General features: G+C 42.1%; 13 protein-coding genes and 1 pseudogene. 4 read left to right on the top strand and 10 right to left on the bottom strand.

Going from position 1 to position 12,710, the window contains the following annotated elements; genetic code table 11:
- Positions 1 to 678: 678 nt before the first annotated feature.
- Positions 679 to 978, bottom strand: a complete 300-nt coding sequence (locus tag G4O42_RS04065) for a YfzA family protein (RefSeq protein ID WP_032872339.1) — start codon at positions 976 to 978, stop codon at positions 679 to 681.
- A gap of 447 nt (positions 979 to 1,425) precedes the next feature.
- On the opposite strand from G4O42_RS04065, the pseudogene G4O42_RS19900 reads away from it, so the two are divergent.
- Positions 1,426 to 1,587 (top strand): annotated as a pseudogene (locus tag G4O42_RS19900) (aminotransferase-like domain-containing protein); the annotation flags it as partial.
- Positions 1,588 to 1,743: 156 nt separating this feature from the next.
- Here G4O42_RS19900 and rlmD read toward each other — a convergent pair.
- On the bottom strand, positions 1,744 to 3,144 hold the full coding sequence (gene rlmD, locus G4O42_RS04055; RefSeq protein WP_007408520.1) for a 23S rRNA (uracil(1939)-C(5))-methyltransferase RlmD: 1,401 nt from the start codon (positions 3,142 to 3,144) through the stop codon (positions 1,744 to 1,746).
- A 128-nt stretch (positions 3,145 to 3,272) separates the two neighbouring features.
- Entirely contained in the window at positions 3,273 to 4,136 is an 864-nt protein-coding gene (locus tag G4O42_RS04050) for a DNA-3-methyladenine glycosylase family protein (RefSeq protein WP_032872337.1), read from the bottom strand.
- Between the two features lie 106 nt (positions 4,137 to 4,242).
- Here G4O42_RS04050 and corA point away from each other — a divergent pair, with 106 nt between their 5' ends.
- The 3 genes from corA (at position 4,243) to G4O42_RS04035 (ending at position 6,824) form a co-directional block, all read left to right on the top strand.
- On the top strand, positions 4,243 to 5,202 hold the full coding sequence (corA, locus tag G4O42_RS04045; RefSeq protein ID WP_032872334.1) for a magnesium/cobalt transporter CorA: 960 nt from the start codon (positions 4,243 to 4,245) through the stop codon (positions 5,200 to 5,202).
- A 63-nt stretch (positions 5,203 to 5,265) separates the two neighbouring features.
- The gene (locus G4O42_RS04040) at positions 5,266 to 5,913 is read left to right on the top strand and encodes a hypothetical protein (protein WP_032872331.1); all 648 of its coding nucleotides are present in this window, start codon (positions 5,266 to 5,268) and stop codon (positions 5,911 to 5,913) included.
- A 50-nt stretch (positions 5,914 to 5,963) separates the two neighbouring features.
- Positions 5,964 to 6,824, top strand: a complete 861-nt coding sequence (locus G4O42_RS04035; protein WP_032872328.1) for an NAD(P)-dependent oxidoreductase — start codon at positions 5,964 to 5,966, stop codon at positions 6,822 to 6,824.
- Positions 6,825 to 6,930: 106 nt separating this feature from the next.
- On the opposite strand, the gene G4O42_RS04030 is transcribed toward G4O42_RS04035, so the two are convergent.
- The 7 genes from G4O42_RS04030 to G4O42_RS04000 all read right to left on the bottom strand — a co-directional run bounded on the left by G4O42_RS04030 (position 6,931) and on the right by G4O42_RS04000 (position 12,667).
- Complete coding sequence (locus G4O42_RS04030; RefSeq protein WP_032872326.1) at positions 6,931 to 7,956, bottom strand: sensor histidine kinase; 1,026 nt, start codon at positions 7,954 to 7,956, stop codon at positions 6,931 to 6,933.
- Entirely contained in the window at positions 7,946 to 8,659 is a 714-nt protein-coding gene (locus G4O42_RS04025) for a response regulator transcription factor (protein ID WP_014417206.1), read from the bottom strand. Before G4O42_RS04025 ends, G4O42_RS04030 begins: the two co-directional genes overlap by 11 nt.
- 372 nt (positions 8,660 to 9,031) lie before the next feature.
- A complete protein-coding gene (locus G4O42_RS04020) occupies positions 9,032 to 9,631 on the bottom strand; it encodes an undecaprenyl-diphosphatase (protein WP_022552759.1) in 600 nt (199 codons plus the stop codon).
- A 96-nt stretch (positions 9,632 to 9,727) separates the two neighbouring features.
- On the bottom strand, positions 9,728 to 10,465 hold the full coding sequence (locus tag G4O42_RS04015) for an ABC transporter permease (protein ID WP_032872325.1): 738 nt from the start codon (positions 10,463 to 10,465) through the stop codon (positions 9,728 to 9,730).
- Entirely contained in the window at positions 10,458 to 11,378 is a 921-nt protein-coding gene (locus G4O42_RS04010; RefSeq protein ID WP_014417203.1) for an ABC transporter ATP-binding protein, read from the bottom strand. The genes G4O42_RS04015 and G4O42_RS04010 overlap by 8 nt, the downstream gene beginning before the upstream one ends.
- 210 nt (positions 11,379 to 11,588) lie before the next feature.
- Positions 11,589 to 12,380 carry a delta-lactam-biosynthetic de-N-acetylase gene (gene pdaA / locus G4O42_RS04005; RefSeq protein ID WP_014417202.1) on the bottom strand — a complete coding sequence of 264 codons (792 nt, stop codon included), beginning with the start codon at positions 12,378 to 12,380 and terminating at the stop codon, positions 11,589 to 11,591.
- 101 nt (positions 12,381 to 12,481) lie between these two features.
- Positions 12,482 to 12,667 (bottom strand): SE1561 family protein, encoded by a 186-nt coding sequence (locus G4O42_RS04000; protein WP_003155558.1) that lies wholly within the window; start codon positions 12,665 to 12,667, stop codon positions 12,482 to 12,484.
- Positions 12,668 to 12,710: the final 43 nt, after the last annotated feature.

Raw genomic sequence — 12,710 nt, 5'->3', positions numbered from 1 at the left:
ATCGCTAAAGTTAACCCCATATCGTTCATTTCTGATCAACTCAGTCAACTCCTTAACCTTTAAAAGGGTTTGAGAGAGAAAAAAGTGTGAAGATTATCTACACCTATTTTTTTATTTATATTGTGGTTTATTAATAGTAGCGCTGACCTTCATCTTACTTAGCGGCCTTACTTTTGCTCTTTTTGGACAAAAAGGATTCCAACCTAAATAGAATATCATAAGAGTTCTCCCTATTACCAATGCAAAATAATTGTCCTGTTATCGAAGATAAAATATTTAACGCTGCACCATATCCTTATCTCAATATCATTTTGCGGAAAACTAATTTCAAGAGATTTAATTATGCAAATTGAGTTGGGGATGGTATGGAGTAAGGAGGATGAGAAGAGAAAATAAACTCTTACTTAAAAGAATTCAAAACTTCAATCTGGACCATTTGAGATTTGCTCATGGTTTAGAAATAACCAACGCAGCAAGTGGCTTCTGGCTCTATACAGTATATGTACTAAAGGGCGATTGGCTTTCAAACCCCATATGTTAATATCTTTATACAATGTATAAGGTTACGATTCGGTAATCCTGATCCAAAACCAATAAAATAGACTGCTGACTAAGTGCCGCAGTCCTCACTCATAAGAATAAGAAAGTATTCATTTTCTTTCATCATTAAATAAGGCATCAGAAGTTATTGCTTTTATTTCGAATATCCTTTGTTACACCTGTAATTATTTGTATAACAGTGAAAACCCCCAAGAAAACAGTGACAATATTAAACCATGGATTATCATAGAATGAAAGATATGTTTGAAAGAAATCCAGTTCAACTATGTTTGCTGGGAATCCATTCATTTCTCTATAATTAGGACCCCATCCCGTTAATACTGCAAAATTAAAATAAAGCTGTGAAACTAAAAATGCCAACAACGTTTGAAACCAACTTCTTTTAAATAACAGTCGTTTTTTGTTTACTTTATCCATTTCCTTTTCTCCAATACTTTTTAGCCTAGTGTCAATCTAACATCATTATATGATGAAGAATGATTGTCGCGATAATTACTTATTAAGGATATAACCATCGCAGGTATTACTGTAATAGTTGTTATCACTTGCGTTTCCGCCTCGGATTTATTTCTTTTTTAGTAATAAGGAAAGTAATCGGGGGCCTTTTTTCCTGTTTAGGCTTTCATATCATGTATAACGACGAAACATGCTTTTTTAGTTTGTTTGATCTTTTATCCACAGTTGTTGCTGATAGTGATGTGCCAACTGCCGTTGTGATTAGTGTAAGTAAGCAACCTTGTCTTTTACAGTTTCTACTTCAGAACCTTCGTTCAGTTGTTGAGGTTCCAATATCTCTCATTCGGTTTCACCTCCTTTTTATCATTTATTACAACTATCGCCAATAGTAGATGTGCCGATGAGTGTCGGGGACTTTATTCTTTAAGAAAGAAGTTCACAAAATATTAACTGAGATTACAAGTATTCACGGAACTTGAACGACTTGTTATTGCTTCTGGTTCACAACAAGATCTTCATATTTTGTCTGTAATGCCGTTTCCAAACGGAAAAAAGAAAGTGTTAATAGAAAGCAGCCTGCTTGGCTGTTTTTCACTTGCTTTTCCATACGTTTTTTCAACTCTTTTTATCAGTTAAATAAAGACAGATAGGACAAGGGCAAAACATGAAAAAGACCCGGAAATCGGAATTGTTTATTTACCGAAATCCAGGTCTGAATTGTTTATTTTAGTTAGACGATTTCAAAACAAGCTTCGCCACGGCTTCCACATGAGCCGTCTGCGGAAACATATCCACAGGCTGAATATATTCGACGCGATAGTCCTTCGATAGCGTCTGCAAGTCTTTCGCCAGTGTGGAAGGATTGCAGGATACGTATACGAAGCGCTTCGGTTTTACTTTTTTGATGGTATCTAAAAATGTTCTGTCGCAGCCGGTTCTCGGCGGGTCGACGATGACCACGTCAGGGCGGAAGCCTTCTTTCGTCCATTTCGGGAGCCAGTGTTCGGCTGTTCCTGTGACATATGCCGCGTTTTTGATGCCGTGTTTTTTGGCGTTTTTCTTCGCATCATCAATTGATTCTTTAATGACGTCCATGCCGCGGATCTCTTTTGCGCCGCTTGAAACCCACATGCCGATCGTACCGACGCCGCAATACGCGTCTACGACTTTTTCTTTTCCTGTCAGCTGAGCCGCTTGTTTCACTTCGTCATACAGCTTGACCGTCTGCTCAGGGTTGAGCTGGAAGAAGGCGCGGGCGCTCAGTTCAAATGACACGTCACCGAGCACTTCTTGAATGGCATGGCTTCCGGCCAGCGCTTTTGTTTTGTCACCGAAAATGACGGATGTGCGCGCGCCATTGACGTTTTGAATAATCGATTTCACTTCCGGCAGACGGTTCTGAATGGCTTTGACGATCTCGTCTTTATTCGGCAGTGTCTCTTTCGCGGTGACAAGCACGACCTGCACTTCGCCTGTTTCAAAACCGACTCTCGTCACGATGGTGCGGACATCGCCTTTTTTGGTTCGTTCGTTATAAACGGATACGTTGTGTTTTTCCAAAATACGGCGGACGATACCCGTTGTTTTGTTTGTCGCCGGATGCTGGACAATGCATTCCTTAATCGGGACGATTTTATGGGAATCAAGTCCGTATAAGCCGGCAATGATGCTGCCGCTTTGCGAGCGTCCGACTTGGAACTGGCTTTTGTTCCGGTAATTCCAAGGGTTGTCCATTCCGATCGTATCTTTAATGTTCATTTCTTCGACATTGAATCTCGTATGACGTTCCAGAGACTGAATGACGATGTCGCGTTTTTCGCGAAGCTGCTGGGTGTATGCCAGATGCTGAAGCTGACAGCCGCCGCACTGGTCGTAGACCGGGCATGGCGGCGTGACGCGGTGTTCAGACGGCTTGCGGATTTTTTTGACGCGTGCTTCTGAAAATTTCGGCTGCACATTTGTCGCTTCGGCAACGACTTCTTCCCCTGGCAGAGCGCCGGGTACGAAGACAACTTTTTTCTTAAAATAGCCGACGCCCTCTCCGTTAATGCCGAGACGTTTGATGGTCAGCGGAAATGTCTGTCCGATTTTCAATTCGGCAGGCGCCTTTTTTTGATGTTGATTCACGTTTTTTTCTCTCCGTTTCTATATAAAGCCTTTCTCATGGGAAAACGGCTGATTTGAAATATCACATCTTTTCAGTATAACATGCAGCCGGCGGTTCCTTCATGTTTTTCACTGGAAGTTTCCTTTTTTCATTCAATGCTTCTCCACAAGTACAAGGACGCATAGCTTAAATACGGCGCCCATTCCCTGCTTACCTGGAGCATCATGTCTTTTGACGGTTTATCCTCTAGAGCGAAGCGGCGTTTGACGGCGTTTTGCAGGCCGATGTCCGCCAAAGGAAACAGATTCGGGCGGCCGAGGCCGAACATGAGCACGTTTTGAACGGTCCACGGGCCGATGCCTCTGATGGCGATCAGCTTTTTCATAATGTCTTCATCCGATAAATGAGAAAGTTCCGCCAGATTGAGCGCTCCGTCTGCAATCATCCGTGAAATGTCAATCGCATATTCCGCTTTTCTCATGCTGAACTGGAGCTCCCGCAAGTCCTGATAATCAAGCGCCGCGATCGTTTTCGGCTCGGGATAGCACCAGACGCCGTCTATTTGTTCACCGAAGGCATGGACGAACCGTTCCGTTAAAGTAAAAGCGAAGGAAAGGTTGAGCTGTTGGTGGATGATGCATTTCATGAGACAGTTGTAGACGTCATATTCCAAGACGAGCGGGGTTCCCGCATGCTCCTCAAAAAGCGCCGACAGATTTGTTTTTGAGAAATGATCAAGTACAGGCTGAAGCGGCTGCTCCCACTGAAAAATGTGTTTGATCCGTTCAATCATCTCTTTGCGGTCCGTTTCTCCGCTGACGAGAAAAACCGGGTCTGCGGCGGTGCCTTCCCCTTGAACCGTGATGACGGACAGTTTACCGTCCCGTGTTCTGAGCGGCACTTTGATTGACCTTGCTTTAAGATCGACCGCATTCAGCGGATCGAGCGACAGCCTTTCAAGGACTTTATCAAAATGATACGGCGGTGTGACCGAAACCATTTCCTTCCACATATGCTCCACCCCTTTTTGTCCAAGTATATCATGAAGCGGCCGAGCGGCAATTCGTATACTTTTCTTCATAACGCCGCATGATATAATGGCAGGCGGAGGGTTGTTTATGATACATATAACCGCAATCACAACACATAATGAGATATTAGATAATATCCCCCTATCACGTACAGAACAACCGGACATCGCATGGTACTGGATTGATTTTTTCGGCGCTGAGATGCATGAAACCGAGCTGCTGCGGGATTATTTTCATTTTCATCCGCTTGCGATCGAGGATTGCTTTCAGCACATGCAGCGGCCGAAAATCGACCACTATGACGGCTACCGTTTTTATGTGCTCCACGCCTTGAACCCGGACACACTGGAAATGGAAGAGGTGGACATTTTTCAGTCTGACCGTTTCATCGTCAGCTTCCATTTGCACGAATCGCCCGGCGTCTCAAAGGTGAGAGAACGTTTTTTCGCTTCTCCGGGATTAGCCAAAAAAGGGCCCGGGCACATCACTTATATGATTATGGATCAGCTTGTCGATGAATATTTCCCCGTGCTGTACAAAATTGAAGACCGGTTGAATGAAATTGAAGACAGCAGAACCCATAAATCTTACGGCACTTTAATGAATGAAGTGTTTGAATTGCGGACTGATCTTTTGAACCTGAGGCGGACGATCATTCCGATGCGCGATTTAATGTACCGGATTTTGAGCCTTGACCATGTAAGAGAAAGCCGTGAAACGAAAGCGTATTTCAGCGATATTTATGACCACCTGTTAAAACTGGCTGAGCTGATCGAGTCAAACCGTGATATGACTTCAGATTTGCGGGACAGCTATGTGACGCTGAATTCAAACCGGATGAACGCCATTATGATGACATTAACCATCGTCTCGACCATTTTTATCCCGCTGACGTTCATCGCGGGGGTTTACGGCATGAATTTCGATAACATGCCTGAACTTCATTGGAAATACGGGTATTTTATCGTTTTGGGCGTAATGGCCGTCCTTGTGGCCGCCATGCTGTTTTGGTTCGCTCGCAAAGGCTGGTTTAATATTTTCAAGTAAGAACGGCTGCCGGCTGTTCTTTTTTTTGAGAAAACATGATAGTCTGGAAAAAAACGTAAAGAGGTGTGCGCCGTTACCATCTTTTCTCACAAAATCATTTCTTCTGTCCTCCTGGCTTTCAGTGTCATGTCCATTGCCCCGCTGTATAACGGCCGCACGGTGTCTGATTACATCTTTGAGTTACTCGGCTTTTCCTCTTGGTCGGAAGATGGAGCCCATATCTCCGTCATTCCCGGGGTCGTGCTTTACTTTGCGGCGTTAATCTGGTGTGCCGCCGCGTTCAGGCGGACGCTTCCCGCGGCGGGGCTGTTTCTGATCTTTCTCAGTATGGGGGCCGCTTCCGGTATCAGTCCTGCCACCGAATATGCCGCTTTTTCCTTAAAACAGTTCGCGCCCGAAAAAGAGGCTGTCGAATATTTGAAGCACCGCAGCGAATGCAGTCATCTGGTTGAGCGAAAAAGAGCGGGCATGAGCTGCACGCTTTATATCAATCATTACGGAAAAGGGGAACAAACCATTTCTGTCACCCCGGATTTATCAGAAAACATAAAGGACGTCACATTCAACTCAAAAACGTTCACTGTAAAACCCCGTTCAAAAACAATCATTAAAACGCGGTTTAGCGGATTTTATAAGGGGAAAGCCGCCTCAGACTCCGGATGGTCTTCAGAACCTGAACTGAAAGTGGCAATCCTGTACACAGCAGAATAACCATTTTGCATGTATAATGGTGGAAAACTTTTCATTGGAGGGACTGTGAAATGAAGATCGCCATCGTCGGACTCGGCAATATGGGCCGCCCCATCGCCGAAAATATCATAAAAGCCGGATACAGCCTGACTGTATATAACCGGACGAAAGAAAAAGCGGCTGACCTGCTGGAAAAAGGGGCCGAATATGCCGAAACGCCCCGCCAGGCAGCTGAACATGCAGATATCGTGCTGTCCATGCTGTCAGACGATGAAGCCGTAACAGACGTGACTTTCGGAGCTTGCGGCATTATTGCCGGGTTATCTGAAAACGGCATTCATATTTCAATGAGCACGATCAGTACGGCGCTGTCAGAACAGCTTTCCGCCGCACATTCGGGCAGAGGGCAGTCCTTTATCGCCGCTCCCGTCCTCGGCCGCCCCGATGCCGCCGAGAAGGCTGAGCTTCGCATCATCACAGCCGGACCGGCGGAAGCGAAGAAAAAGGCCGAACCGCTGCTTAACATCCTGAGTCAGCAAGTATTTGACACTGGTGAAGAAACAAAGACCGCCAATGCCGCGAAAATCAGCGTCAATTTCTTGCTCGTTTCTATGCTGGAGGCGTTATCTGAATCATTCTTAATGATGGAGAAGTTCGGTTTAGAACGGAAACAATTTTTAGAAATTGCCGGCGCGCTCTTTGGCTCTCCCGTCTATCAAAATTACGGCACGATCATGGCTGAGGAGAAATTTGAGCCGGCCGGTTTCAAAATGTCTTTAGGGCTGAAGGATACCAATTTGGCGCTCGCCGCCGCAGAACAGGTTTCCGCAAAACTCCCTCTTGCCGAGCTGGCCAAGAGCCATTTTGAAAGCGGGATCGCACAAGGCTTCGGGGATCTGGATTGGGCTGCACTGATTAAATGTATCAAATAAGCAGTGAAAACCTCTCCCGTTTAGGAAAAAATGAAACCAATGTGTTCTCTAACACATTGGTTTCTTGGCTATTATAAGCGTCTGTTTCTCTTTCTAATCATTCCATTCATGTCCGTATTAATTTTATTTTTCCAAATGCAATGCCGAATGTTGTTTTTATATAAGGGGTGCTGTCAACCCATATTCTCCCTTGATTTTTCTCAATTAATGCTTTGGCAATTGAGAGTCCTAAACCGCTTCCCGAGTGTCCTGAGCTTCTGGATAAGTCTCCCCTGTACATCCTCTCAAATACCTTCTCTGATTCTGTCTTTGGTATCCCCGGCCCCCTATCCCAGATCAGCAGTTCAAATTCTTTGTCATTCTCTTTAAGTTCTATGCCAAGAACCTTTCCTTCTTTTCCGTAAAGGATGGCATTCTTCAAGATATTCTCAATAATTCTAACGATACTTAGACGATCCGCCATAATAAGACACTTTCTTTCAGGAATATTTATTTTAAGCTCTAATTCATTTCTTTTTATCTCCGGCAAGTATTCAATCAATAACTCTCTGGTTATTTCAGAAAAGTCAATAATATCTGGCTGCATCGGCATTTCATCTGCATCCAGTTTAGCCATGTTAAATATTTCATCAATTAACTGCTTTAAATGATTCGACTTCTTTGAAACAATGTTTACGTATTCTTTCTTTTCTTCTTCCGAGGCTGCAATATCGTCTTTCAACGCATCTAAATATCCTATAATTGATGTAAGCGGTGTGCGAATATCGTGTGATATGCTTGATAACAGGCTTTTTCTCGCTGCGTGCGTTTGAATCGTTTCCACCTGTATTTTCTCTAACTTCTCGATCAATTCGTTTATTGAAAAAACCATTTCATTAAATATCGGAGCCCCATTCGCAAATATTCTTGTCGTTAAGTTCCCATTTAATGTCCGCTTAACCGCATGGATCATTTGAATGAGCTCATTGTTGAATTTGCAGTAAATTGTAATAAGGATTACAGACAAACCGATCAGCAGACCATAGACAACCAATTTAACAGTGTTAAGCTCTTGGTGCTGCCAGTCATATAAACAATTGAGGCAAATCAGTGTAATCTGCAGAAACATAAGATATATGATTTTACGACTCATCTTTCTCACCTGCAAATTTGTATCCTATTCCCCAAACTGTTTGTATAAATTGAGGATTAGATGGGTCTTTTTCTATTTTTTTTCTCAGCTTTCTTATGTGAACCATCACGGTATTGTCATCTTCTAAGTAATGATTGCCCCAAACATTCCGAAACAACTGAGCCTTCGTAAATACCTGTTCCGGATTGGAAGCCATAAATTTCAGCAGCTCCAGCTCTTTTGCGGTTAATGATATTTCTTCACCTGCAACGCATACGATATATCTTTTCACATCAATTGATAAACCTTTATATTTCAGCAGCGGCTTCTCTTCTGTTCCGCTGCCGCTCCCTAAAATGAAAAACCTTCTCATCAGTGCCTTAATTCTGGCCACAACCTCGTTTACGCTAAAAGGTTTTGTAATATAATCATCTGCTCCTATACTCAACCCTACAATTTTGTCAGCTTCATGGTCCTTTGCAGTAAGCATAAGTATTGGCACATTGGTTTTTTCTCTTAGTTTTCTGCATACTTCAATCCCATCCATTTTTGGCATCATGAGATCCAATATTACGAGGTGATAAGTATTTTGTTCAAATAATGCCAAAGCTTCCTGTCCATCCTTTGCAACATCTGCTAAATAAAGTTCCCGTTCAATGTATTTTTTTAATAAATCTCTGATCACTTTTTCATCATCAGCGATAAGGACACGAATTTCTTTCACTTCATGACACCCGCCTTCATATTTTTTGTATTTATGTAAGTAACAGTGGGTATTCATTATTACATGATATGCAATCTATCATGTGATCTTTTAGCCAATTTTCAGTATTTTATATAAACACAGGTGTATTCAAATTGTCGGCTTATGAAAATTGTAACGCTCAGCTTCCAAATATAACTTTGACACAAACGTCATGATATTTAAAGAGTAAGCCCTAATTCCAACAAGATCAGTATTTCGATTATGTTTTTATGTCGGGAATTTGTCCCCTATCCGCTAAATTATTACCTGTTGATCAATCATCAATATGAGTTTTTTGTTTGTGCTCGAACGAACAAAAACACCTGGTTCATACAGGTGTTTCTCATCCGCCTAAACATTTTTCGACCTCTCTTTTCGGGGTAAAATACAGCCCTCCCCCTTTTCATAAAGAGTAAGAACTTTTTTAGTCAATGCAAGCCTTGGTACAATCCAATACGATAACACAGCTGATATAATTCCAAAAAGAGCTCCTGCAGCAACATCGAAAGGATAGTGTACACCTACCCATATGCGTGAAACAGCTACACTAAGCGCAAATATGATCCAGATCCAGCCTGTTTTTTTATATACAAGCCAAAAAGAAAATGAGATAGAAAAGAATAGGATGGTGTGATCGCTTGGAAATGAATTATCCACCGCATGATCTGCCAGTTTGTTAACATTTGAAAGAACTGCAAATGGTTGATGATTGGAATAGAGTTGACCGGCAATTTTCCCGATCATCTCTGCTATAATGAATGCCGCTCCCGCCTGTATGACCATCATTCTGTTTCTATCATTTCGGGTAAACCAGAAAACAAGCATAACGAGTGCTAAAATAAACACTGCATATTCAGCAAGTATGACCATTGCTGAGTTTAGAAATGGATATTCTTTTCCCAGATCGTTTACAGCACGAAAAGCGGTCATATTCATCTCTGAAAAAGACACTTATACCATCCTCCTATTTAAACACTCATTTATATTTTCACGGAATTTATGCGGCACAAATCAATCGGCTTTTCACTTGAAAGTCTTTCATAAACATTAATGTATATCCGCTTTGTTAAAATAGATCACCAAGGAAGCAAATCCCAATATTGAGATTAGGGCAATTCCTGCATAGGAGTACTCCGGAGGATAAGTAGGGAGAAGCGTATTCATTGAAATGTCTCCGGCTGCTGCCCACGGGAACAATCCTCTGTGTTCTGAGTTAGCTGTCATAATATTTATCAAAGTAATTAGGATTGTAAAAATAATGGTAGGTACGTAATTCTTTAGAACAACTGTGATCAGAACAATAGGTGTTGATAAAACAAATAGTAAAATTCCCCCAATTGAAAAGTGCAAAAATGATTTGAGTATGAGTGATTGGCTGAGATCCGGGAATTGCAAGATCACACCCAGTAATAAAGTAAGCCCCCACGCAACTAAAGTTAAAAAGAATATCCAGATAAATAGCAGCAATAGTTTACTAAGTATCAGATTGATTCTGGAAACGGGTATGGTTAAAAGGTTTTTCAGTGTATCATCCATGTATTCCCTGTTAAAAATATAAGCGGCAACAACTCCATACAGCGGGACCCCCACTACCAAGACTGTATATAAGTTAGCGTTGCTGAAAAGTTCATGAAATTTTATGACAGGAGCGGGATTCTCAGTCTTTATCTGTACATAGGATGCAACGACAACCATAAATGGGACGACCGAAGCTCCTATCGTACTTATTAGAAGCATCGCAGACCTTCTGAGTTTTAGTAACTCTGCATATAACAGATTAACCAATGGTTCCACCCCCAACCAATTTTGTGAAATAATCCTCCAGGCGGTCTTCACTCATCAAAATTTTAAACACCTCAATATCGTTCTGAACAAGTAATTTATTAATTGCTCCCTGTTGTCCAATATGCGAGAAAATGCGGATAATTCCGTCACCATGTACTTCGTAGTCAAAGATCTGAAAATGTTTCTCTAAAAGCATCGCAGCTTTATTATCATTCGAAACTTGAAACTCAAGAAACTTTCGATTTCTCTTCCGGAGAGTATCAAATTCGGTTTCCTCTAACAGTTTTCCCTCGTGAATAATGCCCAAATGATCAACTAATTGTTCAATCTCAGACAGGATATGGCTCGATATCAGCAGAGTAATTTTTCTTTCTTCAGCTAATGTTTTAATGAGCCTTCTCATCTCTTTAATCCCAATCGGATCTAAACCATTCGTCGGTTCATCTAATATTAGTAATTCCGGATAGTGAAGAAGAGATCGGGCGATGCCAAGTCTTTGCTTCATTCCTAAAGAGTATTTGCCTACAAGCTTTTTGGTTTCATTCTCTAATCCCACAATTTCTAATGCTTCTTCAATTGCATTTTTTTTGTGAATTCCAACGATCCTGGCATTTATTTCAAGGTTTTCTTTAGCCGTGAGGTTTCCATAGAATCCTGGTACTTCTACAATTGAACCAATTCTTTTTAGAATGTCTTTCTTATTCGTATGTAAATCCTCACCGAATATCTCAATCTTTCCATGAGTAGGCTTTATCAGCCCCAGCAGCATTCTTATTGTCGTTGTTTTACCTGCCCCGTTTCTCCCCAGAAACCCGTAAATATCACCTTCATTAACTGTTATGTTGAGGTTATCAACTGACTTTTGTTTTCCATAAACTTTTGTTAAATTTGTCGTTTTAATTATTTCCGGCATTGATCCAGACCTACTTTCCTAATGCTTATGTACAATAGTATAGGAATGCGTTTTTAACTGGGGATTAACTATTTCTTAACTATCTCTTAATTAGAGGGGCAAAAAAACCTGCCCCCTTTAACTGGGAGCAGGTTTCATCTCAGTGATGTTTATGGCGTAAGGGTTTTGACGCCTGCATCAAGATAAGACTATATGATGAGGCGCTTCCCGTTACAAAGACGGCAGCTTCATTTCTTTCTCAAACATCAGGTCATCAATGCTTTTAAACGTGTAGCCTTCTTTTTTCAAATCGGTAATGGCATCGTCCAGAGCTTCTGAATTGTCCTTTGAAACGGTGTGAAGAAGGTAGATCGCGCCGGGATGCGCCTGCTTTATCATGTGATCATAGGCATATTGTTTCCCTTTTTGCTCGTTAACCTTCCAGTCGACAAATGCGACGGACCAGAAAACGGTTTGGTAGCCGAGGCGCTTCGTTTCTTTGAGGACATATTCGCTGAATACGCCGCGCGGCGGACGGAGATACAGGTTGTCCCGCTTTCCGGTAATGTTGTACACAGCTTCCGTGACGGAATCGAGTTCGTCTTGAATCTGATCGCCCGTTTTTGTCGTCAGATCAGGATGATGAAAAGAATGATTGCCGATGATATGGCCTTCCTTTGACATCCGTTTAATCAAATCAGGCTGCTCTTTCACAAAATGACCTGTGACAAAAAAAGTGCCCGTGACGTGATGTTTTTTTAACACATCAAGCACTTTCGGGGTGTACCCATTTTCATATCCGTTATCAAACGTTAAATAGATGGTCTTTTCTTTCGTATTGCCCAAATAAAAGGCATCATATTTTTTGACCAGATTGTCCAGCTGTCTGCCGGCATCCGGCGGCTGATGATTGACGCTGCGTTTAAAGCCCCAGTTTATCCGTTCATTCGGCACGGCTTCTGCGCTGTTGATGCCTCCCGCAAGTAAAACGGCCATGCAGCAAATTGAACAAAACCATTTCATGACCAGCACTCCTTCTGCATTTTTCCTTATTTTGCAGTAGGCCCTGCCCTTTTATACAGCCGCATTATGGAAAAAGAAAAACCCCGGCATTCCGCCGGGGTTTATTCCCAATCCTTTTTAAAGCGTTCGTATTTTGCTTCCAGATCATCAAGCATGCCGATGAGCCGGTCTATATCTTCAACGTCCGTTGATTCAGGGTCTAATGAATCAATGACATTCATAAACATATCGAGTCTGTTCTTCAGGTAATCGAGCTGCTGATCTTTGCTGTTTACTGCATTCCCCATACTTCCACTCCATTCATTTTTTATAATGGTAGCGTATTTTTTG

Origin of the sequence: Bacillus sp. LUNF1 (assembly GCF_011008975.1) — a bacterium.
GTDB classification, from domain to species: Bacteria; Bacillota; Bacilli; order Bacillales; family Bacillaceae; genus Bacillus; species Bacillus velezensis.
Note: the sequence above shows the minus strand (reverse complement) of the source record. Positions and strands in the feature narration are given on the sequence as shown.